Below are 21,739 nucleotides of genomic sequence, written 5' to 3' on the forward strand. Positions count from 1 at the left end.
AGTAAAAGGGAGGAAACCATGAAAAAGATACTAGTGATTGATGATCATCCGGCTGTCATGGAGGGCACCAAGACGATTCTGGAAACGGACACGAATCTTTCTGTCGATTGCCTCAGTCCTGATGCCAGTGAACAATTCGTTCTCCGGCATGATTTTTCAGCTTACGATCTCATATTAATGGATTTAAATCTGGGTGATGACATCAGCGGCATAGAGCTTTCTAAGAAAATCTTAAAAGAGAATCCTCTCTGTAAAATCATTGTCTACACAGGCTATGAGGTTGAAGATTATTTTGAAGAATCCATCCGCGCGGGCCTGCATGGCGCCATCAGCAAAACCGAATCTAAAGAGAAAATCATGCAATACATATATCACGTGCTCAACGGACAGATTTTAGTTGATTTCTCCTATTTCAAACAGCTGATGACCCAGCAAAAAACAAAAACGTCTTCTTCCCCTCAAAGTGAGCAGGATCGGTTAACCCCGAGAGAGCGCCATATTCTCCAAGAGGTCGAAAAAGGTTTGACCAATCAGGAAATCGCAGATGCGCTTCACTTAAGCAAGCGGTCAATTGAATACAGCCTGACATCCATTTTTAACAAGCTGAATGTCGGCTCCCGAACTGAAGCGGTGCTGATCGCCAAGTCAGATAACGTACTATAAATCTTGAAGGGAGAATGACCTATGAATCTGAACAATACATTGCTCGGCGCACTCGGTATTGAAATCACTGAAAACACACCGGAGAGATGCGTGGCGGTGATGCCGGTGGATAAGAGGACGGTGCAGCCTTTCGGATATCTGCATGGTGGCGCGTCAGCAGCGCTGGCGGAGACTGTTGCAAGTGTCGGGGCCCAGCATTTTATCGACCGGTCGAACCAGGCGTGTGTCGGGCTTGAGATTAATGCCAATCATTTAAAATCCGTGAAAGAGGGCGGGACGGTCACGGCGATTGCGAAACCCGTTCACACAGGCAGGGCAACCATTGTGTACGGGATTAACATTTTCGATGAACGGGAAAGGCTGATCTGTGTTTCCCGCTGCACGCTGGCTGTTATAACAAAATAAACAAACAGCCGGAACCCTGAATCGTCCGGCTGTTTGTTTTTACAAATATGAATCTTCTTTACGTTTGATCACAAAGTTTCTGATCCCTTTGTAATCATCCTGAACGCTTCTTTTATCAAGCGCCGCTCCCGAATTGTACGCGGCCCTGCATATGAGGTGCGCTCCGACCGGCGCCGTCAGCAGGATAAAAATGATGCCGAGCAGTATTTTTACAGAAATTTCTCCGGTCAGCATCCACAAGTAGCCTAACACCCCGAGCAATACCAAATTAACGCCGAGTGTCGAGCCTTTTGAAGAGGCGTGGGCGCGCGTATACACATCAGGAAGCCTGAGTGTGCCGAAAGACGCGACCAGGCAGATCAGCGATCCCATCAGAATACAAACGGCGACGGCCCATTTAACGATTTCGATCATTTTCGATAATCTCTCCTTTCTCCAAAAACTTAGCAAAGGCAATCGTGCCGATAAACGATAAAATGCCGAGCAGCAGAATGATGTCCAAAAAGGCCGATGTGTTTAAGAGAATGGATACAAGCGCGGTCATGGCAATCAGATTAATGCCGATCCCATCAAGCGCGACGACCCGGTCCGATATCGTAGGCCCTTTTATGACGCGAATGACGTACAGAAGAGTCGAAACCGCCATAATGCCGAGTGATAATTGCAGAATAAACGTAAACATCAGCGGCTCACCTCCTGAATGGCTTTCTCAAAAGAGACGCGGATGTCATGGATCGCTTTCTCCGCATCTTCAATGTCCATAGCGTGTATATAGAGAATCGACCGGTCATCGGAGATATCCATCACGAGCGTACCCGGTGTTAAAGTGATTAACAGCGAGAGCAGTGTGATCTCCCAATCCTCCGTCAATTCCGTCTTAAACGCGAAAATGCCCGGGCGGATGTTCAGTTTCGGCGATATAACGGTTTTCAGCACGCTGACATTGGCCAAATATAATTCCTTTATAAAAATCAGCGCCAGTTTGATGACTGACCATATTTTCCAAATGTAAAACGGCCGCGAGAAGAAGCGCCGGAAAAAAAACAGCGCCGCCAAGCCCGCGATAAATCCGGTCATAAAACCCGCCGCGCTGAGGCTGTTTGTGAGAAACATCCAGCAAACAGCGAGAAGAACATTTAATAATAGTTGAAAAGCCATGCCATCTACTCCTTCAAAACAGCTTCAATGTATTTTTCCGGATTCAGCAGATTCTCAGCCGTCTGATTGACATACGGTGAAACCCATTCGGTTCCGAGCCCGAACAGAAGCGACAAAAGGAGAAAAGCGGCTGCCGGATAAAGAAGTCCTTTTGCGGACCGTCCGCCTGCGCCCGGGATTTCTTTTTCTTCTCCCCAAAAAGCCGTCGTAAAAACCTTCAGCACGGAATAGAGCACAAGCAGGCTGGATAAGAGAATCAATACGGAAAACAAAGTTTCCCCCTTATCGAACCCGCCTTCCGCGATCTTCAGCTTGCCCACAAATCCGCTGAACGGCGGGATGCCGGCCAGAGATATGGCTGAAATAAAGAACATCCATCCCAAAACGGGATAACGGGTGATCAGTCCGCCCATTTTATGCAGGCTGGCAGTGCCTGTCAAAGCGATAAGCGTGCCGGCGAGCATAAACAGCGCTCCTTTAATCAGCATATCGTGAATCAAGTAATAAACCGCTCCTTGAATGGAGGCCGGCGTGTTCATGGCAATGCCGAACAAAATCACGCCGACGGCTGTAATAATATTGTAGATGACGATTTTCATGACATCCGAAAAGGCGATAGATCCGATTACGCCGAATAACACCGTCAGCATCGCAAGCCACATCATCAATTGGTGGGTAAAGCCCGTATCGTGAATAAAGATCAGGGTGAATACTCTTAAAATGGCGTACAGGCCGACTTTCGTCAAAAGAGACCCGAATAAGGCCGAAATCGCAGCCGGCGGGGCGTAATAAGAGCCCGGCATCCAGAAATACAGCGGGAATATCCCGCCCTTTAAACCGAAAACGACGAGAAGAAGGACGCCGATGACGGTTATCAGCCCGGTCTGGCCCGATTCACTTATTTTTACGCTTAGATCAGCCATATTCAGCGTGCCCGTCACCGCATATAAGTAACCGACGCCGATGACAAAAAACGCGGATGACACAATGTTAAACACGATATACTTCAATGATTCTCTTAATTGAATTTTCGTTCCGCCAAGCACGATCAGCATGTAGGACGCGATAAGCAGAAGCTCAAAAAAGACGTACATGTTGAACAGGTCACCCGTCAAAAACGCTCCGCTTACGCCGGCCAGAAGAAACTGCACCCCTGAATAATAGAAAGCGCGCTCCCTTTTTTCTCCGATGGAGCGGAAGGAGTACAGGGTGACGAGCAGCCCGATTATGGCGGTTGTCAAAACAAGCAGTGCGGCAAGCTGATCCGCGGCGAGCACAATGCCGTACGGCGCTTTCCAGCCGCCGAGTGTCAGCGTCTGAATCCCGTGTGTGAAAACCGTCTGAACGAGAGCGGCGCTGATGACGATGGAGACACAGGAAGCGGCAGTGCTGAATATCCGCATCAGCATCACGTGTCTGTTCATAAAAATCAGCAGCACTGCGGCAAGCAGCGGCACCAGAATAGGCAATATCACAAAGTTATTCATGTTGATCATTTCCCCTCATTCGATCCATATCGTCCGTTTTCAGTTCCTGATAGGCGCGAAACGCCATCACAAGCAGGAAGGACGTGACGCCGAACGAAATAACGATCGCCGTCAGTATGAGTGCCTGCGGCAGCGGATCGACAAACGACGTGCTTTTTCCGCCCAGTATGGGAGGAGCGCCTTTTTTCAGTCCGCCCATGGTCAGGAGCAGCAAATGGACGCCGTGGCTTAATAGCGCGGTGCCGATAATCACGCGCAGCAGACTTTTAGAAAGCAGCAGGTAGGTTGCCGCCATAAACAAAATACCGGCAATGACAGACATTAAGATTTCCATTATTCTTCCTCTCCAATCGTTTGAATAATGGTCATCGTCACGCCGACAACAACGAGATACACACCTAAATCAAACAAAGTGGCCGTCGCAAGCTCCGTATTCCCAAGCACCGGGAGATGAAAATGGCCGAATGTATGGGTGAGAAAGGGTGCTCCGAATAAGAACGAACCTGCACCCGTTGCAATCGCGATAAGCAGACCCGCGCCCGCCACATAAATAAAATTGACGGGCAAAATCGATTTGACGGTTTTTAAATCAAAGGCCAAAAGCAACAGCACGATGGCCGAAGACGTAATCAGTCCGCCGACAAATCCTCCGCCGGGAGCGTTATGTCCCGATAAAAATAAATAGAAAGAGAAAAGCAGAATGATAAAAGATACAAGCTTCGTTGCCGTCTGAAGGATGATGTCGTTTGTGTTTTGCTGTCTCAACGCTCTTCTCCCTCCTCTTTTACTTTCGTTCTGATCATGCCGTAAATCCCGAGTGCGGCAATCGACAGCACCGTGATTTCAAACATCGTATCAAATCCCCTGAAATCAACGAGGATGACGTTGACGATATTGTTTCCTCCCCCGAGCTTATGGCTGTAAGCGGTGAAAAAGGAGGAGATGCTGTCTTTTGTTTTTTCGCTGGAAGACGCGATTCCGAGCATTGTCACGATGACGCCGACACCGAGAGAAATGATAAAATTCGTCATCCGGAATGTTCTTGTCTTCTTTTTCCGCCGCATTTTCGGCAGATGATAAAAACAAAGAAGAAACAAGGCGACGGATATCGTCTCAATGACGAGCTGCGTGAGCGCCAGATCGGGCGCTCTGAAAATCACGAAAAACAGCGCGAGTGTGTACCCGACAACACCGAGTGAGATAATGGCCGTCAGCCGCGATTTGGCGAACACAGTCGCAATCGTTGCGCTCACCATAACGAGGGACAGCACGATTTCATACAGGCCGATTTCAGCCATGCCTTTCGCTGTCATGGAAAAGCCGCCTTTTGTGACGAACGCCGTTCCGATGAGAATGATAAACGCCGCAAAGATATACAGCAGATAATCCCGCAAAAATCCGGTCATATAAGATGACGTCAGCTGGTAAGATCTTTTTTCCATACTGCCCGTCACCGCATCGTAAAGCTTGTTCAGCGTCAGTTTTTTCGGAAACAGACCGTACAAACGCTCCCATTTAGACAGCGTTACGTAACCGATCGTGCCGACAATGATGATGCCGAGGGTCATCATTACCTCAGCCGTCACCCCGTGCCACTGGGAAATATGGACATGGAATGTATCTCCGCCGGTTAACAGAGCCGGATAAATGGAGTTCATCGCCGGTTCAATCAGGCTGTAAGACAAAACGTTCGGTGCAAAAAACAGACTGACGGCGCAAGCGGCAAGAATCACCGGCGAAATCAGCATGCCGAGCGGTGCTTCATGCGGCGTCTTTTCAAGCTGATCAGGTTTGCGCGCGCCGCTGAACGTTCTGAAAAACAGCTTCATGCTGTAGATGAAAGTGAAGACGCTCCCGATCCATGCGAGAACGGGGAACAGCACGCCCCACGTATCCAGGCTGAAAATATCTGCATGAGCAATCCGCAGCATACTTGTAAAGAACATTTCTTTACTTAAAAAGCCGTTAAACGGAGGGAGGCCCGCCATGGAAAACGTTCCGATCAGTGAAACGGTGAACGTTACCGGCATAAGCGCCATCAGTCCGCCGAGCCTGCGGATGTCCCGTGTTCCCGTTTCATGGTCGATAATGCCGACCGCCATAAATAAACTTCCTTTAAAAGTAGCATGGTTAATTAAGTGAAACACAGCCGCGGTGACAGCCGCCGTAAAATACTCTGAATGCTGGTAATGAAGCGCGGCGGCTCCTGCGCCGAGCATCGATACAATCATACCGAGCTGGCTGACTGTGGAAAATGCCAGAATCGCTTTTAAATCGGTTTGTTTCATCGCATTAAAGGAAGCCCATACCATCGTGATCAGACCGACTGAGGCAACCGTCCAAAACCAGACGGGTGAAAATGCAAAAACCGGACTGAATCTGGCAATCAGATAAATGCCCGCTTTCACCATTGTAGCCGAGTGCAGATAGGCGCTGACAGGAGTCGGCGCCTCCATGGCATCAGGCAGCCAGATATAAAACGGAAACTGCGCTGATTTCGTAAAGGCCCCCAATAACAGGAGAACCATCGCCGGAATAAAGAACGGATGGCCTGCGATAATATGCACCTGGTTGACCATTTCCCTGATACTGAAAGAATCCGTCATCAGATACAGCAGGATAAAGCCGCCGAGCATGCACAGCCCGCCGCCGACGGTAATCAGCAGTGACTTTTCCGCACCGTAGCGTGATTTCTTCCGCTTATGCCAATACCCGATTAATAAGAAGGATGACAGGCTTGTCAGCTCCCAGAACATATAAAGCACGATGACGTTATCGACGAGGACAACGCCGAGCATCGCGCCCATAAACATCAGCAGGTACACATAAAAGGGGCCGAGCTTTTCTTTGTCCTTCGATAAGTAAAAAATACTGTAAAGCGTCACCAAAGAGCCGATGCCCGTAATCAATAAAGCGAATAACAGCCCGAGTCCGTCAATATAAACGGTATAGTTAATACCGAGGGACGGAATCCATTCGGCCGCATACCGGACGGTTTCCCCAGCCATTGTGACAGGGAGCTTGCTGATAAAGTAAACAAACAGCACAACGGGCACTATCAGCACAAACCAGCCTGTATGGACTTGTTTTACCCGTTTATAAAGAAAGGGAACGATAAATGCAAATAAAAAAGGCGCCAAAATCGCGAAATGTAACAGCTGCAACAGAAGACCTCCTTTGCTTGTTTTTTCATCAAGCAACTGCTTTATGTAAGAGTGAATTAATCAATTCACGGTCATAGGACCCAGTACAAATTATATCGCACTTTTTTTTACCCTGCTACGGCATAATGTATTCCTCTCTGTGTTTTTGTGGTCTTTTGAACCCAAAATAAATTTATCAAATATCCTGATCTTTGTATATACATTTATCTTTCAGATCAAGCTTTTAAAAAAGGAGCTGGTCAGATGAAGAGAAAGGCGGCGGCCTGTATTGGAATATTTTGTTCTATTATTGCAGGAACATTCATAGCGGACGATTTCTGCAAAACGCGGCAGCAGACGGAGGCAGATAATTGGGAGCGTTTTTTTCTCGGTGCGGAATACGCAGAAGACAAGCTGAGTGCGGCTGAATCAATGCAAACACCGTTTCAGCCGCGTGAGTATATCAGAATCGTATATAGATGAAAAGAGTTCCGGCACCAGGGTGCGGAACTCTTTTTTTTGTGGCAATCAGCGTTTTCCTTTAATGTAAGGGATGCCGTTGGCTTTAGGCGCATCCGCGCGGCCGATGAAGCCGGCAAGCGCGAGAATGGTCAGAATGTAAGGAGCCATCAGCATGTATACATTCGGAATGTCTTTGAACAGGGGCAAAAGCGAGCCGATAATGCTCAAACTCTGTGCAAACCCGAAGAACAGCGCAGCCCCGAGCGCGCCGATCGGATGCCATTTGCCGAAAACCAGCGCGGCGAGAGCGATAAAGCCTTGCCCGGAAATGGTGGAGTGCGTGAAATCAAGCGCGATCGTGGAAGCATATACACCGCCGCCGAGCCCGCCGAACAGCCCGCTGATCATGACGCCGATATAGCGCATGCCGAACACGTTGATTCCCATCGTATCGGCCGCCATCGGATGTTCCCCGACAGAACGGATGCGGAGGCCGAACGGCGTTTTGAATAAAATAAACCAGGAAACAAAGGCCAGTACGATGGCTAAAATCGACGTATAATATACGTCGGAAAAGAAAATCTTTCCTAAAACCGGAATATCGCTTAACCCGGGAATGTTCGTTTTGTAAAAGGGCTCCGGGATTTTATCAGTCTGCGCCTTTCCGTAGATCAGCTTGACGATAAACAGTGTCGCTCCTAACGCGAGCATATTGATCGCCACACCGGTTACCGTCTGATCGGCGCGGAAAGAAACCGCGGCGGCCGCGTGGATCAGTGAGAACAGTCCGCCGGCAATCATAGCCGCAGCCAAGGCGAGCCACGGAGCGGCGGCGCCAAGCTCGCGTCCGAAAAATAAGTTGAACATGACGCTTGTAAAGGCGCCGATAATCATCAGTCCTTCAAGACCGATGTTGACAACTCCCGATCTTTCAGAAAACACGCCGCCGAGAGCGGTTAAAATAAGCGGAGCCGCATATACGAGTGTTGCCGGGACAATAATGGATAAAATCTGCAGGAAGTCCACTTACTTCGCCCCCTTTTTCTTCAATTTATCAAGGATGAGACGGATGGCGTAGCTTGATGCCACAAACAAAATAATAATGGCAATGACGATGTCAACGACTTCAGAAGGCACCCCGGATTCAATCGGCATATTTAATGCCCCGACTTTAAGGCCGCCGAGAAGACATGCCGCCAGAACAACGCCGATTGCCGTGCTGCCGCCGAGAAGCGCAACCGCAATGCCGTCGAAGCCGACGCCGGTAAAGGCGCCCTTAACCGCCGCGTATTGAAAGGTTCCGAGTCCTTCCATCGCGCCGGCAAGCCCCGCGAAGGCGCCGGAAATCATCATGGCGTACATCATATTTTTTCTGACGCTCATTCCGGCGTATTGTGCGGCGTGCTGGTTAAAGCCGACAGCCCGGAATTCAAATCCGCTTTTTGTTTTATGAATGATAAACCACATGAGGACTGCCGCAAACAGAGCGATCAGAATGCCCCAGTGAAGGCGGGAGTAATCTGTCAGCTGCTCTAAAAACGGCGAGCGGAGCGACGCGCTTTCATGAATTTTGTCTGTTTTGTCCCGGTGGTCCGTCATGACATCGGAAATGAGATAATTGGTTAAATGAAGAGCGATATAATTCATCATGATCGTGACAATCACTTCGTGGACAAAAAAACGGGCTTTTAAAAATCCGGGAATCAGGCCCCAAATGCCGCCCGCAACCGCAGCCGCCAATAACGAAAGCGGAAGGTGGATGTAAGCGGGGGCGTCAAAGGAAGCGCCGACCCACACCGCGGCGGTCCAGCCGACAAGGAGCTGTCCTTCAACCCCGATATTAAACAGGCCGGTCCGAAATGCGAATGCCACGGCCAATCCGGACAAAATATATGGCGTAATCTGGCGGATCGATTCCCCGATGTAATACACTTCTCCGAAAATGCCGCTCCAAAGAGCCGAATACCCGCTTACGACATTGTAGCCGCTGGCGAGCATGATGACCGCACCCGCAGCTAACCCAAGGATGATCGCAATCAGCGGCACAGCCAGATGAGAAAGTCGATTAATCATGTGTTTTCCCCGCCTCCATTTGCTTACTTCCCGCCATTAAAAGTCCGAGCTCCTGCTCGTTTGTTTCAAGCGGATTGACGTTTGCGATGATGCTGCCTTCAAAGATGACGGCGATGCGATCGCTGAGATTCATTATTTCATCAAGTTCAAAAGATAACAGAAGCACCGCTTTACCGGCGTCACGCTGCTCAATGATCTTTTTATGGACGAATTCAATCGCGCCGACATCGAGTCCCCGCGTCGGCTGGGCCGCAATTAAAAGATCCGGATTTCTGTCCACTTCCCGGCCGATAATGGCCTTTTGCTGATTCCCCCCGGAGAGAGCGCGCGCAGGCGTATATTCATCAGGTGTTCTGACGTCGTATTCTTCAATCAGGCTTCGCGCTTTGTCATAAATCGTGTGTTTATTTAATATGCCGAAAGAAGAGTAGGGCTTTTGGTAATAACTTTGCAGCACGATATTTTCTCCGATCGGAAAATCAAGGACGAGCCCGTGTTTATGCCTGTCCTGCGGAATATGCCCGATGCCGGCTTCAGTGACTTTCCTGGGCGGCATGTTTTGCAGCTGTTTGCCGTTTAACGTGATCGTGCCGGCATTCGTTTTTCTGAGACCTGTAATGGCTTCAATTAATTCAGACTGGCCGTTTCCGTCAACGCCCGCAATGCCGACGATTTCACCGGCTCTGACTGAGAGGGAGAGCTGTTTGACCGCCTCAACGCCGCGCGCGTCCTTAACCGTTACATCAGAAAGTGAAAGCACTTCTTGTTTCGGCTCGGCCGCTTGTTTATCCGTCTTGAATGACACTTCGCGTCCGACCATAAGGCTTGCCAGTTCATCTTGATCCGTATGTGCGACATCGAGTGTTGTAATGCCTTTTCCTTTCCGGATGATGGTGACACGGTCGCAGACTTCCATAATCTCTTTTAATTTGTGGGTGATGAGGATGATTGATTTTCCTTCATTGACAAGATTTTTCATAATCTGAATCAGTTCTTGAATTTCGTGCGGGGTCAGCACCGCGGTCGGCTCGTCAAAAATGAGAATGTCGGCGCCCCGGTAGAGGGTCTTTAATATTTCCGCCCGCTGCTGCATACCGACGGAAATATCGGCAACTTTGGCTTCAGGATCAATGTGCAGGCCGTAACGGTCGGAAATATCGCGCACGTCCCGGGCGGCGCGCTGTCTGTCAATTCGGCCGAAAGTTTTCGGCTCTTTTCCGAGAATGATATTTTCTGAGACGGTAAAGGTATCCACAAGCATAAAATGCTGGTGCACCATCCCGATGCCGAGATCGTTGGCTTTGTTCGGGCTGTTGATGTGAACGCGTTCGCCCCGCACCCGGATCTCGCCTTTTTCCGGCTGATACAGGCCGAATAAAACGTTCATGAGTGTCGATTTTCCGGCGCCGTTTTCACCGAGAAGGGCGTGTATTTCGCCTTTTTTCACTTGAAGCGTGACGTCATCATTGGCGACGATTCCGGGAAACTCCTTGCGTATATTAAGCATTTCAATGATATAATCCACCGATTTGACGCTCCTTTTCAGAGATACTTTGATGAGAAAGAGCTTGGCAAAAGAAAAGCTGCAAGAGATGCAGCTTTTCCTTCACCGCTCTTTTCATAAAAGAGAGGGGATAAGCACGGAAGTCTCCTTATCCCCTGGTTCTTACTCAGCCTTGAAGGATTTCAATTCTTTTTCAGTTGAAGGGATCTCGAGTCCGTCCGCGATTTTCTTCTTCCAATCGTCTGTTGCTTTGATGACATCGTCAGAAAGGTTCTCCTTGTGATCCGAGATGCCGACTGCATCTTGCGCCAAACCGTATGTTAATGTTTTGCCGCCCGGGAATTTCCCGTCACTTGCTTTTTTCGTTAAGTCCTCTACGGCTGTATCCACTTTTTTGACCATTGATGTCAGAGTGACATTGTCTTTTGTGCCTTTGACTTGGCCTTCCGCGTACTGGTCTTTATCAACACCGATAACCCATACGTTCCGCTTCGGATCTTCTTTTTTCAGATTTTTCGCTTCTGTGAAGACGCCCGTTCCCGTTGCGCCGGCCGCGTGATAAATGACGTCAACGCCTGATTTGTACATGCTTTCAGCCGTCGCCTTACCGACATCGGCTTTGTCAAATCCGCCCGCATATTTCACTTCGACGGTCGCTTTCGGATTTGCGGCTTGTACACCCGCGCGGAAGCCGATTTCGAATTTTTTGATCAATTCAGACTCCATTCCGCCCACGAATCCGACTTTTCCCGTTTTGCTCGATAGCGCAGCGGCCGCTCCCACGAGGAATGAACCTTCCTGCTCTTTAAATGTAAGGCTCGCCACGTTGTCTTTTTTGACAACGGCGTCAATGATCGCAAAATTGGTGTCTTTGCGCTGATCGGCGATTTCGCTGATGGAATCCTGCATCAGATACCCGACGCCGTAAATCAGGTCAAAGTGTTCCCGCGCTAATTTATTTAAGTTCGTTGTATAATCTGCATCTGATTTTGATTGAAGATAGTCAAAACCGCTTTTGCCTTTTGTAAGCCCGTTGTCTTTTCCGAATGCCTGAATACCTTCCCAGGCGGACTGGTTAAATGATTTGTCATCGACACCGCCGATATCTGTTACCATGCCGACGGTAAAGTTTTTGCTGCCGGAGCCGTTTGCTTTGTCACTTGAACCGCATGCGCTTAATATGGTTCCGGCCGCCGCGATGAGCGCCATCGCCATTCCGATTTTGCGTTTTTTCAAAGATATAACCCCCCTGTAAAATATGGCTGTGCCGTTCAATTCAGACTTGAGTCCCCGTACCGGATGCAGAATCGAAAAAACTTTCTGATAATAATGATGAGACGTCTCTCTTTTTCCCGCCTTGAGCGGCTGTCTCTTCCGGGTTCGGGACTTATGACTTATCTGAAAAGATCTGCTAACCAATCATAATTTATCATTTTACCCGCCATAAATAAATAGAAATTTGCTTATTTTTTAAAAAATATAAATTTTATGAATCGGCTTCCTCATCTGGATAAAACAGAGGAGGATCAGCCGGGTCATTATCCTTATATAGCATACAAAAAAGGAATCTCAATCCTTTTGTCACGGGATATGACAGTAAAAAAGCACCGTTCACAGCGGAACGGCGCTTTTTGACATTATAAATATTGTTTGATGCTGCTGACATTGCCGGTGTTGATATGATATTGGAAGACGGGTCTGCCGATCGTGCCGTACGCCATCTCTACATTCAGCACTTGTATGTCTTCCAGAAATTTAAGGTATTTCCGGATGGAGACTTGCGAGATTTCAGTATGCTTGGCGAGATCTTCCGTGGTAAAAGAGCCGTCACCGAAAGATTCAATGCTCGCCCAGATGAGTTTAAGCGTGCTTTTTGTCAATCCCTTCGGAAGGTGAACCTTTTCCGCCGCTTCTTTCTTTTGAAAAAGCTCGGCATCCAATTCTTTCTGTGTCATGCTTCTGTGTGATTGATAAACTTTCTGCTTGCGTCTGTAGTCGGAAAGAGCGGTTTGAAAGCGGTCAAATTCAAATGGTTTGATTAAATAATCGACGGCGCCGTACCGAAGCGTTTTTTTGATGACGTCCAGCTCGCTTGCGGCCGAAATGACGATGACATCAACCGATTCATTTTGTTTGCGGATTTCCGTTAAAAGCTCAAGCCCGTTTTTTCCCGGCATGTAAATGTCAAGAAGGATGAGATCGATATGATGCTCGCTCAGCACGTGCAGCGCGCTTTGAAAGGATGATGCGATCCCTTTCAGCTGAAATCCTTCAATCTGGCTGAGATAGCGTTTATTTAATTCACCCACCATGGGGTCGTCTTCAACTATGAGTACATTAATCATCATTTTCCTCCTTCGGTTCATACGGAATGCGAAGACTGAAAGTCGTTCCTTCATTCTTTTCACTTGTCACAATCATATGGCCTTTTAAATTTTCTGTTGCCTGCTGGGTGAAATAGAGGCCGAACCCCCGGTTTGTCCCTTTCGTGGAATAACCTTGTTCAAAAATACGGGCTTGGTCTGCCGCAGACATTCCGGCTCCCGTGTCCGTAATCTCTATATCAAGCTGGCGATCCTGAAACCGCATCGAGCACGTAATGTTTTTTTTCGGCATCTGCGCCACTGCATCGAGCGCGTTGTTTAACAGGTTTCCGATAATCGTAATGAGCTCATGGATGACGGCCGGATCTGCCGCATTCGGGATCAGGCTGCCGAGCTGAATGTCCAGATCAGCGCCCTGTTCGCGTATGTAGCTTTGTTTTCCTAGAAGAAACCCTGCGAGAACCGGACTTTTGACATCACTTATAATCTCGCTTGTTTCCGTCTTCTGCTGAATGGCAATGTCTTTAATGTAAGTGCCGAGATCATCGTATTCTTTTAACTGGACAAGCCCTAAAATAACATGAAGCTTATTCATGAATTCATGAGACTGGGCTCTTAATGCGTTTGCATACATTTTAACACCGGACAGCTGTTCTGCTAAATGTTTGACCTCCGTTTTGTCCCTGAAAGTGGCGATCGCTCCGACAGTTTGTCCTTTCAGATGAATCGGAACCTCATTAAAGACCAGCTCAAGCCCGTTAATGCGGATATCCCTGTCCTGAAGCGGTTTTTTCGTTTCAATCACTTGTTTCAGCCGGCTTTTCGGGAGAATATCGTTCACATCTTGATCGACCGGATTAGTCGGAATACCCATTTTAATAAAAAGCCGTTTCGCTTCCGCATTGGCAAGCTTGATTTTTCCCCGCGCGTCAACCGCCAGGATGCCTTCCTTCGTTGATTCGAGCATGGCGCTCCGCTCTTCGAGGAGGGTGGCGATTTCATAAGGCTCAAGACCGTACATAATGTTTTTGACGGTGCGGGCGACAATGACTGCTCCGATGACGCCGACAAAAATACTTACGCAGATGATGAAATAAAGCGGTCTCAAACTGTGGCTGACGACATCCTGTATTTTGTTAAGCGAAATTCCGACCGAGACGACGCCCACTTGTTTTTTATCTTTTCCATAGATCGGTACGAAGGCTCTCATGGATTTTCCGAGAGTTCCCGCTGATGTGCTCGTTTTGATATGCCCGTGCATCGCCGGCTGTTCATCTCCGCCGGTGAATTTCTTCCCGATTTTATTTACGTCGGGGTGGGTGAGGCGGATGCTGTTCATATCCATCACCACGACAAATTCGGTTCCTGTCGTATTCTGGACGTCTAATGTATAATCCCGGAGCTCTTTCAGCCCTTTTCTTGTTTGCAATGCCCGCGCGACACTCGGTGTTTCCGCGACCAGCTTTGCGGTGCGCAGCGCGGTCGTCCGTTCTTCTTCTTTCACGCGGTCTGCTGTTTGGACGCTGATCGTGAAAAAGGTGATACAAAGTGCGATAAGGACGACAATACAGACGAATATCGTTAATCGGGTTTGCAATTTTAATGTTTTTTTCATAACAGCCTTCCTTACGTTTATCATTCCCGCGTTCTACTTTACTCCGAAAAAGCCGGTTTGTGAAGATCAGGCCCTTATTTCGTAAAAGTGAGGAAAAATGGTATTTTTTATCTTGTCAATGTGTTTTAAGTCCTCCATAATAAGTGAGGTAGATTACAGAAAGGGACTTTTTATATGAAAAATACTTATTGGACGGGTTATTTTCCGCTCGTTGCGATTCTGCTTTTTAGTTCGTCATTATCCATTTCTACCTCGCTTTATGTCATGAAGATACTTCAGACGCTCGGCATGTATCAGGGGATGCTGGATTATTTCTCTGAGAAAGGGATCAGACTGGCGCTTTTTGCAGCGTTCGCCCTTGTGTATTTTATGCTTTTTTCGGCTTTGAAGCTGATTGCAAACACAGTGACAGAGCTGTCTCTTTTGTTTTTCACAAATGACCCTGAAGGGGACAATCTGAAAAAAATCAGATTAGGCTCTTTAATTTATGTAGGCGGAGGAATTCTTTCCTTTGCGCTCGTGCAGAATGGTTTTTGGATTGCGGCGTTATTTGCCGTTGTTACGCTCGTTTATTTGATTTTCATGGTGTACAGAATCTATTCGACACTCTCGATCGTTTCGCTGATCGGTTTTATATTGCTTGAGATTCTGTTTTGGTTTACTTTTGTTATCGGTATTTTGTACATCTTTATTAAGCTTTATAATAGCATAATGGCTAGCTTACCTGTGTAAGCTAGCCATTTTTGTTAAGACAGAAATCTGTTTTTGATCTCAGGGGAGGGGAGCATGCATGCTTCCCTTTTTCCGAACCATTTGTAACGGCGCCGGGCGATGAAAGAATAGGCCCTGTCCCTGAGGGGGCGGGGCACTGCGAAAAAAACCGCTGACAGCCGCCAGGCTCCGCGGAGATGACGGGAAACCTTTAACACGGCTGCGGATTTTTTGTATATCCGGCCGTTTTCGATAAAAATCATGCTGTCAAATTGTTCTGTCGGAAGTCCTTCTGATGCCAAAAGCTCCCGGGCGGTATCTGATTGCAATGAAGCAAATGAGATTTTGCCGGCCGGATCGCGTTTAATGATGAATTGAACGGCGCCGTTGCATAAGTTGCAGACGCCGTCAAACAAAAGCACGCGGTCCGGAAGCTGAGCTGGTTTCAAAGCGGATCCCCTCCGTTATCTTTAATAAGCTGCCTGCAGCGTGTTTTTCCAGATCGAAAGCTGAGGGCTTGCGTCATGAAGGTATTCGACGCTTGACGGTGTATCCTTGCCGACCCATACCCCCATCGTATAAGCGTCCGTCAGGCCGACAAACCACATATCGTGATAGTCATTTGACGTTCCTGATTTTCCGCCGACGTACGGAGCTTTAAAGTTCGCTTTTTTTCCTGTTCCGCTTTTGACGACGGCTTTCATCATTTCTTTGATCTGCATGTTGGTCCGCACGCTGAATACCTGCGTCGGCTCATCTTTCCATTTTAATATCGTTTTTCCTTTTAAATCAGTCACTTTTGTAATCGCGTGACTCGGCGTATAAACGCCGTTGTTGCCGAACGTGGTGTACGCATTGGTCATTTCAAGCGGCGTCATGCCGTTTGTAAAACCGCCAAGCGCCGCAGGCAGACGGTAATCCGCGCTGACCAGCTTCGCGAAATGAAACGGTTCAAGGTAGCTGAACGCCTTATTGACGCCGACGCGGTCCATGATTCTGATGGCCGGTGTGTTGTACGAGTATTTAAACGCCGTTTCCAGCGTGACCGTACCGTACGTGCGGTTATTGTAGTTTTGCGGGCAGTAATCCGCACTGCAGAATTTGCTTGCGTCAATCTTGCTGTGTGGCGTTGCGCCGGTCTTTTCAATGTAAGGTCCGTAATCAAGCAGCGGCTTAATGGATGAACCGGGCTGTCTGTATGCCTGATAGGCACGGTTGAAATCATATTTATGATAATCTTTCCCGCCTGAAAGCGCGATAATCTGATGTGTCTGATGATTAATCACGGCCGCTCCGCCCTGGACGCCTGCATACGGCAGATTTTGATTCACTTGGGCGACGACCTGGTTTTGCATATACGGATTCAGCGCCGTATAAATCTTCACGCCGTCTTTTAACAATGTGCTGACTCTGTCTGAAAGCTCACTCTGTATTTTTTGTTTCGCCTTTCCGGAAGCTTTTTCAAGACGTTTGTCATAGCCTTCGGATGATGAAACAAGCTGTGTGAATTCATCATTTACATAGGAAACATAGTCAGGATATTTATTTGTTTTTTCGTTTATATCAAGCTTGATCTTTTCCTTTTCGGCTTTTTTCAGCTGTTTCCCGGATATAACGCCTGCTTTTTTTAATCCGTTAAGCAATCTGACTTGTCGTTTTTTCGTATAATCAAAATGCTTGAGAGGATCATATAATGTAGGGTTATTAGGGATGGCGCAGATAAAGGCCATTTCTCCCAAAGTGAGAGATTTCAGCGGCTTGCTGAAATAAAATTGTGCCGCCGAACCGACACCGTATACGCCGTTATTAAAATAAATCGTATTTAAGTAGCCTTCTAAAATCTCATCTTTGCTGTATTTTTTCTCAAGCTGATAGGAATAGGCCAGCTCCGTCAGTTTTCGGCTGAAGGTGCGTTCATGGCTTAAATACACATTCCTTGCCAGCTGCTGGGTGATGGTGCTGGCGCCCTGATCAATTTTATGATCTTTGAAATTGGAGGCGGCCGCCCTGACCATCCCCATAAAGTCAAACCCTTTATGCTCATAAAAATGACGGTCTTCAGAGGTTAAAAACAGTTGTTTTACCTCATTCGGTATTTTATTAAAGGGCACGATCACGCGGTTCTCATGATCGCTGACAATCTCAGAAACAAGGCTTCCGTCCCTGTCATACATGTAACTGTTTTGAACCAGGTTGATCGCTTTTAAATCAATATGTTTATCGAGCACCTGATCAAAAGGCTTGATTTGTTTTACCTCTTTGCCGGAAGCAATAACTGTAAATGCACACAACGGGATAATGCCGAGCAGCAAAATCCATCCGATTATTTTACGTACCATGGTCACTCTCTTTTCTCCTGATTTCTAGCCATATCGTATCATTCTTTTAAGAATACGAGAAGGTTAAATTTAGAAGAAATCGTGATCGCTGCCGGTCAGCCCGCATTTGACGCTGTATCCTTTTGCAGATGTCCCGCCATCCATAAGAGCCCCGCGCCTATTAAAAAGAGAAAGGCGGTGACGTAGAAAGCAGCCGAAATGGAAAAACCGCTTGAGACCGCACCTCCGAGCAGAGGGCCGAGCACATTTCCGAGAAAACGAAAGCTGACGTTATAGCCGAGCACCTCTCCCTGGATGCTGCCCGGCGCCCTGACGCGGATTGCGGCCGTAATGCAGGGGAGCGTGCCGCCCATGACCATGCCGAACAGAAATCTGAAGACTAACAGAATGGAGAGGGAGGAGGCGAGCGCCTGCGGAATGAAAAACACCGCTGAGGCAATCAAAAGCACGATTAAGATCCGGCTGTGGCCGAAGCGGTCGCCGAAGTCCCCCCATTTCCGGGCAAGCAGTAAGCTTCCGAGTCCGGTCGCTGAAAACGCCATTCCGGAGAAAAAAGCTAAATTAACAGGTCCGTGCAGCTCATTGACATATAAAGCGAGCAGCGGCTGAATGCTGAAATTGCCGGTCTGCACGATCATAGTAAGCACCATCATCGCCCAAAGCGCGGGCTGGTGAAAAATATAAGAGAGCACCTGTTTTCTGGAATAGGTTTTCCGTTTGTTTTGTTTCTCGCCGAGCGGCTGCTCATTGACCTGAAATAAAACGAGAAGCACGGACGCGAAAATGACAAAAGACGTAATAAAAAATGTGTACGTAAACCCGAAGCTGTCAGCGAGCAGCCCGCCCAGCATCGGTCCGAATAAAGTGCCTGACACCTGACCCATCTGCAGCGTGCCGAGCGTCTTCCCGGCAGTCTCTTTCGGCGTCTGCGCCGAAATCATGGCAAGCGATGTCGGAACAAACCCTGTTACTAGACCCATAAGCAGCCGCAGGACAAACAGCTGATAAACGGATGTCACAAACCCCATCAATAAAATGCTGACGGCAATGCCGGTTCCTGTAATCAAGAGAATTTTTTTGTAGCCGCGCTTATCGCCGAATCTTCCCCAAAACGGGGAAATCACAAACGCCATTAAAAACGTGACGCCGAACACATACCCGCTCCATCTCTGCACATACCCGCCCGAATGGGGGCTGATCGTTTCGATATATAACGAAAGAAACGGAACAATCATGGTCATGCTGGCGGAAATAAAGAAATTTGTAATCCAAATGACGACGAAGTTCTTCTTACGGACAGAAATAACATCACCTTCTTTACTTTTCGTGTATCTAATCATTAGTATATAGGAATGAATCCGGTATTTGTATTTTCGATGCGGATATAGGAAAATTCATTATTTTTAGAAAATGAAGAAAGTTTCAGAGGGGAAACTGATATACTATCATAAAATATCATTTTTGATCGGAGGAAAGGCAGGTGTGAAAAAAGTGGATCAGCGCAGTCTGCTCATTATTGATTTTGAATTTACAATGCCTGACGGAAAATACAGCCCGCAAAATTTCTTTCCCGAGATTATTGAAGCGGGGATTGTCAAGACGGTGAATGATGAAGTGACTGAAACGTTTTCGAGTTATATCAAACCGAAAAAATTTCCGAAGCTGACGAAACGATGCAAAACCTTTCTGAACATCACCCAAAAAGACGTGGACGGCGGAATCACGTTTAATGAATTCATCCGCAAATTAAATGAGCTTGATCCTGATAAAAACTGCACGATCGTCACCTGGGGCAATATGGATATGAAAGTGTTAAAGCAAAATTGCATGTTTAACCACATCCCTTTTCCGTTCAAAGGAGAACTTCGGGATCTGTCCCTTGAATACAAAAACTTCTTCGGCGACAGAACATTGACCGGCCTTTGGAAAGCGGCAGAAGAGTATGGCGATAAAGGGACGGGCACGCATCATAAAGCGCTGGATGATGCGCGGACGACATACAAATTATTCAAGCTTGTCGAGCGGGATAAACAATATCTTGAAAAACCGAAACCTCCGACGATCGGTGATCGCGTCGATCTGACTGAACTGTTTCGCCGGGCCACATAAAAAAACCCAATCATGCCGACTGGGTCAAGTTCTTTTAAAATAGTCACGCTCTAACGCGGCCAAGTTGTCGAGCGAACGTTCCGCCCATTCTGAGCCGTCCGCTGTAAGCTGATCTTTCAGCCGGGCAGACGCCGCTTGTAAGGAAGCCGTATAATCAGGCACCTCGCCATCAAACGGTTTGACCATCTGATGCGGTATGTTTGTCTGTTCCCCGAATGCAAGCGCTCTTCTTTCATGAAAAAACGGAACATCCGCCTGCTTCGGATGATGAAGATCTCCTTGAGCGGGATGCGTCAGAACGGCTTTAATTTTCACTAAATAGTGATTGGGCCTGACGTCTGTCACTTCCCCTATGTATGCTCCTGTTTTATAAAACCCTTTTACGATTGTGCCGATGTCAAACGTATTCATAGCGTTCACCTCTCTCTAGTTATTCTATAAAAGATCAACGCGGTTGGCTAGTGAACAGCTGCCGGAAGCCTGACTGAGGCCGTTGTGCCCGAGTGCTCGCCGCTGGTGAAACAGACGGAGCCTTCATGATGCTGAATAATCGAGAATGTCACGGTAAGCCCGAGCCCGGTGCCGTTCGTTTTCAGCGTATAATACGGCTTGCCGAGTTTCTGCAGTTCTTCATCGGACATGCCGATTCCGTTATCCGTAATCTGAATGAGAATCATCTCTTCCTGTTTTTGGACGGAGACCTCGATTCGGCCGTTTTCAGAGGGTACGGCTTCAATCCTGTTTTTAATCAGATTAATGAAGGCCTGTTTCAGTTTTTTTACATCGCCGAACACATATAAATCAGGCTCGCTTCGAACCGTAACGGTCACCGATTTAAAATGGGCATAAGACTCCATTAAGGAACCTGTTTCCTTTACGAGCAGAGAAATATCAAACTTTTCTTTTTCATAGTCATCCTGCTTCGCCATATCGAGATAATTCGTAATGATCGTCTGAGCCCGGTCGAGTTCGGACAGCACAAGTTTCTGATATCCGGAGTGGGATTTGTCCTGAAGCTGCTCGCCGCTGAACAGCAGCTGCACAAAACCTCTGACGACCGTAAGCGGATTGCGGACTTCATGGGCGACGCTTGCCGCAAGCTCGCTGACGACGGCCATTTTTTCTGAGTGAATCAGCCTTGCCCGCATGGACGCATTCTCATCAATGATCTCAATCAAATAAATGCACAGCAAAAGGGAGCTGACTTGAAAAAAAACAGATACTGCCGCCTCATAATAAACGGAAGATAGATTTTGAAAATTGAAAATATTGGTCGCGGAATAGATGAAGACAGATGCGGTTAATAAGGCGGTTTCAGTGCAGCCGATGAGAAGAGCGAAAAGCAGTTTCTTCCGCTTTGAAAAAAAAGGCCATTTCGTTTGGAGCTGGATAGGGATGATGATTAAAAAAGGAATTAAGGATAAGAAAAAAAGAGCGGAAGGTTCAAACCATATGAGCTGAAAAAAAACGGATGCCGCCCCTGCGGCAAGTCCTGCGGCGGTACCGGAATAAAGCAGGCAGACGATAATGGGAATCAGCTGCAAGCCGTAACGGACGGAATGAAGCTCCTGGATGGGAAAAGCCGTACATAATAAGGAAGATGACGCTGCAAATACGGCGACCAGCAGGCGGTTCGCTCTCGGCACAAGCAAATCGGGCTTGCTGAGCCAGAAGACTTGATAAAGAAAAATAGGGAATAAAATAAAAGAGAAGTGAAGCAGGTAATCCTTTACAATCTCCATTTAT

General features: G+C 47.7%; 23 protein-coding genes. 5 read left to right on the forward strand and 18 right to left on the reverse strand.

Features of this window, described 5'->3' with window-relative positions; all coding sequences use genetic code 11:
• The first annotated feature begins 18 nt into the window (after nt 1-18).
• Both comA and BGM27_RS16650 read left to right on the forward strand, forming a co-directional pair.
• Nucleotides 19-663 carry a two-component system response regulator ComA gene (gene comA / locus BGM27_RS16645; RefSeq protein ID WP_003152052.1) on the forward strand — a complete coding sequence of 215 codons (645 nt, stop codon included), beginning with the start codon at nt 19-21 and terminating at the stop codon, nt 661-663.
• A 21-nt stretch (nt 664-684) separates the two neighbouring features.
• Nucleotides 685-1,068, forward strand: a complete 384-nt coding sequence (locus BGM27_RS16650) for a hotdog fold thioesterase (RefSeq protein WP_007408674.1) — start codon at nt 685-687, stop codon at nt 1,066-1,068.
• Nucleotides 1,069-1,107: 39 nt separating this feature from the next.
• Here BGM27_RS16650 and mnhG read toward each other — a convergent pair whose 3' ends face one another.
• From mnhG to BGM27_RS16685, 7 genes are read right to left on the reverse strand one after another with little or no spacing between them, the layout of a single operon-like run.
• On the reverse strand, nt 1,108-1,482 hold the full coding sequence (mnhG, locus tag BGM27_RS16655) for a monovalent cation/H(+) antiporter subunit G (protein ID WP_003152056.1): 375 nt from the start codon (nt 1,480-1,482) through the stop codon (nt 1,108-1,110).
• Nucleotides 1,466-1,750, reverse strand: coding sequence for a Na(+)/H(+) antiporter subunit F1 (locus tag BGM27_RS16660; RefSeq protein ID WP_007408673.1), 285 nt, complete (start codon nt 1,748-1,750; stop codon nt 1,466-1,468). The genes mnhG and BGM27_RS16660 overlap by 17 nt, the downstream gene beginning before the upstream one ends.
• Complete coding sequence (locus BGM27_RS16665; protein ID WP_007408672.1) at nt 1,750-2,226, reverse strand: Na+/H+ antiporter subunit E; 477 nt, start codon at nt 2,224-2,226, stop codon at nt 1,750-1,752. The genes BGM27_RS16660 and BGM27_RS16665 overlap by 1 nt, the downstream gene beginning before the upstream one ends.
• Before the next feature lie 5 nt (nt 2,227-2,231).
• A complete protein-coding gene (locus BGM27_RS16670; protein ID WP_007408671.1) occupies nt 2,232-3,713 on the reverse strand; it encodes a Na+/H+ antiporter subunit D in 1,482 nt (493 codons plus the stop codon).
• Nucleotides 3,706-4,047 carry a Na(+)/H(+) antiporter subunit C gene (locus BGM27_RS16675; protein WP_003152063.1) on the reverse strand — a complete coding sequence of 114 codons (342 nt, stop codon included), beginning with the start codon at nt 4,045-4,047 and terminating at the stop codon, nt 3,706-3,708. Before BGM27_RS16675 ends, BGM27_RS16670 begins: the two co-directional genes overlap by 8 nt.
• Nucleotides 4,047-4,478, reverse strand: a complete 432-nt coding sequence (locus tag BGM27_RS16680) for a Na(+)/H(+) antiporter subunit B (RefSeq protein WP_007408670.1) — start codon at nt 4,476-4,478, stop codon at nt 4,047-4,049. Before BGM27_RS16680 ends, BGM27_RS16675 begins: the two co-directional genes overlap by 1 nt.
• Nucleotides 4,475-6,877, reverse strand: coding sequence for a Na+/H+ antiporter subunit A (locus tag BGM27_RS16685; protein ID WP_007408669.1), 2,403 nt, complete (start codon nt 6,875-6,877; stop codon nt 4,475-4,477). The genes BGM27_RS16680 and BGM27_RS16685 overlap by 4 nt, the downstream gene beginning before the upstream one ends.
• 243 nt (nt 6,878-7,120) lie before the next feature.
• Between BGM27_RS16685 and BGM27_RS16690 the strand changes: the two genes are divergently transcribed.
• Complete coding sequence (locus BGM27_RS16690; RefSeq protein ID WP_007408668.1) at nt 7,121-7,339, forward strand: hypothetical protein; 219 nt, start codon at nt 7,121-7,123, stop codon at nt 7,337-7,339.
• Nucleotides 7,340-7,384: 45 nt separating this feature from the next.
• Here the strand turns inward: BGM27_RS16690 and nupQ are convergent, their stop codons facing one another.
• The 6 genes from nupQ to malK all read right to left on the reverse strand — a co-directional run bounded on the left by nupQ (nt 7,385) and on the right by malK (nt 14,834).
• Nucleotides 7,385-8,344: a guanosine ABC transporter permease NupQ gene (gene nupQ / locus BGM27_RS16695; protein ID WP_003152071.1), complete on the reverse strand. Its 960-nt coding sequence runs from the start codon at nt 8,342-8,344 to the stop codon at nt 7,385-7,387.
• Nucleotides 8,345-9,391, reverse strand: a complete 1,047-nt coding sequence (locus BGM27_RS16700) for an ABC transporter permease (protein WP_007408667.1) — start codon at nt 9,389-9,391, stop codon at nt 8,345-8,347.
• On the reverse strand, nt 9,384-10,916 hold the full coding sequence (locus BGM27_RS16705; protein ID WP_007408666.1) for an ABC transporter ATP-binding protein: 1,533 nt from the start codon (nt 10,914-10,916) through the stop codon (nt 9,384-9,386). Before BGM27_RS16705 ends, BGM27_RS16700 begins: the two co-directional genes overlap by 8 nt.
• 141 nt (nt 10,917-11,057) lie before the next feature.
• Nucleotides 11,058-12,131 carry a BMP family lipoprotein gene (locus BGM27_RS16710; protein WP_007408665.1) on the reverse strand — a complete coding sequence of 358 codons (1,074 nt, stop codon included), beginning with the start codon at nt 12,129-12,131 and terminating at the stop codon, nt 11,058-11,060.
• A gap of 401 nt (nt 12,132-12,532) precedes the next feature.
• Nucleotides 12,533-13,240, reverse strand: coding sequence for a response regulator (locus BGM27_RS16715; RefSeq protein ID WP_003152077.1), 708 nt, complete (start codon nt 13,238-13,240; stop codon nt 12,533-12,535).
• Nucleotides 13,233-14,834: a malate sensor histidine kinase MalK gene (gene malK, locus BGM27_RS16720; RefSeq protein ID WP_007408663.1), complete on the reverse strand. Its 1,602-nt coding sequence runs from the start codon at nt 14,832-14,834 to the stop codon at nt 13,233-13,235. The genes BGM27_RS16715 and malK overlap by 8 nt, the downstream gene beginning before the upstream one ends.
• Before the next feature lie 174 nt (nt 14,835-15,008).
• On the opposite strand from malK, the gene BGM27_RS16725 reads away from it, so the two are divergent.
• Nucleotides 15,009-15,566, forward strand: a complete 558-nt coding sequence (locus BGM27_RS16725; RefSeq protein WP_007408662.1) for a YufK family protein — start codon at nt 15,009-15,011, stop codon at nt 15,564-15,566.
• 14 nt (nt 15,567-15,580) lie between these two features.
• Here BGM27_RS16725 and BGM27_RS16730 read toward each other — a convergent pair whose 3' ends face one another.
• From BGM27_RS16730 to BGM27_RS16740, 3 genes are all read right to left on the reverse strand, one after another.
• Entirely contained in the window at nt 15,581-15,994 is a 414-nt protein-coding gene (locus BGM27_RS16730) for a thiol-disulfide oxidoreductase DCC family protein (RefSeq protein WP_007408661.1), read from the reverse strand.
• A gap of 21 nt (nt 15,995-16,015) precedes the next feature.
• Nucleotides 16,016-17,890, reverse strand: coding sequence for a transglycosylase domain-containing protein (locus tag BGM27_RS16735; protein ID WP_012118304.1), 1,875 nt, complete (start codon nt 17,888-17,890; stop codon nt 16,016-16,018).
• An 89-nt stretch (nt 17,891-17,979) separates the two neighbouring features.
• Nucleotides 17,980-19,224, reverse strand: a complete 1,245-nt coding sequence (locus BGM27_RS16740) for a multidrug efflux MFS transporter (RefSeq protein WP_007408659.1) — start codon at nt 19,222-19,224, stop codon at nt 17,980-17,982.
• Nucleotides 19,225-19,375: 151 nt separating this feature from the next.
• Between BGM27_RS16740 and kapD the strand changes: the two genes are divergently transcribed.
• Nucleotides 19,376-19,993 (forward strand): 3'-5' exonuclease KapD, encoded by a 618-nt coding sequence (gene kapD, locus BGM27_RS16745; RefSeq protein ID WP_003152084.1) that lies wholly within the window; start codon nt 19,376-19,378, stop codon nt 19,991-19,993.
• Between the two features lie 24 nt (nt 19,994-20,017).
• On the opposite strand, the gene kapB is transcribed toward kapD, so the two are convergent.
• Nucleotides 20,018-20,404 carry a kinase-associated lipoprotein KapB gene (gene kapB, locus BGM27_RS16750; protein WP_007408657.1) on the reverse strand — a complete coding sequence of 129 codons (387 nt, stop codon included), beginning with the start codon at nt 20,402-20,404 and terminating at the stop codon, nt 20,018-20,020.
• A gap of 47 nt (nt 20,405-20,451) precedes the next feature.
• Nucleotides 20,452-21,735, reverse strand: coding sequence for a sensor histidine kinase (locus tag BGM27_RS16755; RefSeq protein WP_217031298.1), 1,284 nt, complete (start codon nt 21,733-21,735; stop codon nt 20,452-20,454).
• Nucleotides 21,736-21,739: the final 4 nt, after the last annotated feature.

Source organism: Bacillus sp. FJAT-27001, assembly GCF_019039175.1.
Taxonomy (GTDB): Bacteria; Bacillota; Bacilli; order Bacillales; family Bacillaceae; genus Bacillus; species Bacillus velezensis.

Coding starts and splice junctions, on each gene's coding strand:
- kapB (WP_007408657.1), bottom strand. CDS start 20,404: ATGAATACGTTTGACATCGGCACAATCGTAAAAGGGTTTTATAAAACA.
- BGM27_RS16665 (WP_007408672.1), bottom strand. CDS start 2,226: ATGGCTTTTCAACTATTATTAAATGTTCTTCTCGCTGTTTGCTGGATG.
- BGM27_RS16755 (WP_217031298.1), bottom strand. CDS start 21,735: ATGGAGATTGTAAAGGATTACCTGCTTCACTTCTCTTTTATTTTATTC.
- mnhG (WP_003152056.1), bottom strand. CDS start 1,482: ATGATCGAAATCGTTAAATGGGCCGTCGCCGTTTGTATTCTGATGGGA.
- BGM27_RS16740 (WP_007408659.1), bottom strand. CDS start 19,224: ATGATTAGATACACGAAAAGTAAAGAAGGTGATGTTATTTCTGTCCGT.
- comA (WP_003152052.1), top strand. CDS start 19: ATGAAAAAGATACTAGTGATTGATGATCATCCGGCTGTCATGGAGGGC.
- malK (WP_007408663.1), bottom strand. CDS start 14,834: ATGAAAAAAACATTAAAATTGCAAACCCGATTAACGATATTCGTCTGT.
- BGM27_RS16715 (WP_003152077.1), bottom strand. CDS start 13,240: ATGATTAATGTACTCATAGTTGAAGACGACCCCATGGTGGGTGAATTA.
- BGM27_RS16690 (WP_007408668.1), top strand. CDS start 7,121: ATGAAGAGAAAGGCGGCGGCCTGTATTGGAATATTTTGTTCTATTATT.
- BGM27_RS16700 (WP_007408667.1), bottom strand. CDS start 9,391: ATGATTAATCGACTTTCTCATCTGGCTGTGCCGCTGATTGCGATCATC.
- BGM27_RS16675 (WP_003152063.1), bottom strand. CDS start 4,047: ATGGAAATCTTAATGTCTGTCATTGCCGGTATTTTGTTTATGGCGGCA.
- BGM27_RS16725 (WP_007408662.1), top strand. CDS start 15,009: ATGAAAAATACTTATTGGACGGGTTATTTTCCGCTCGTTGCGATTCTG.
- BGM27_RS16670 (WP_007408671.1), bottom strand. CDS start 3,713: ATGAATAACTTTGTGATATTGCCTATTCTGGTGCCGCTGCTTGCCGCA.
- BGM27_RS16650 (WP_007408674.1), top strand. CDS start 685: ATGAATCTGAACAATACATTGCTCGGCGCACTCGGTATTGAAATCACT.
- BGM27_RS16660 (WP_007408673.1), bottom strand. CDS start 1,750: ATGTTTACGTTTATTCTGCAATTATCACTCGGCATTATGGCGGTTTCG.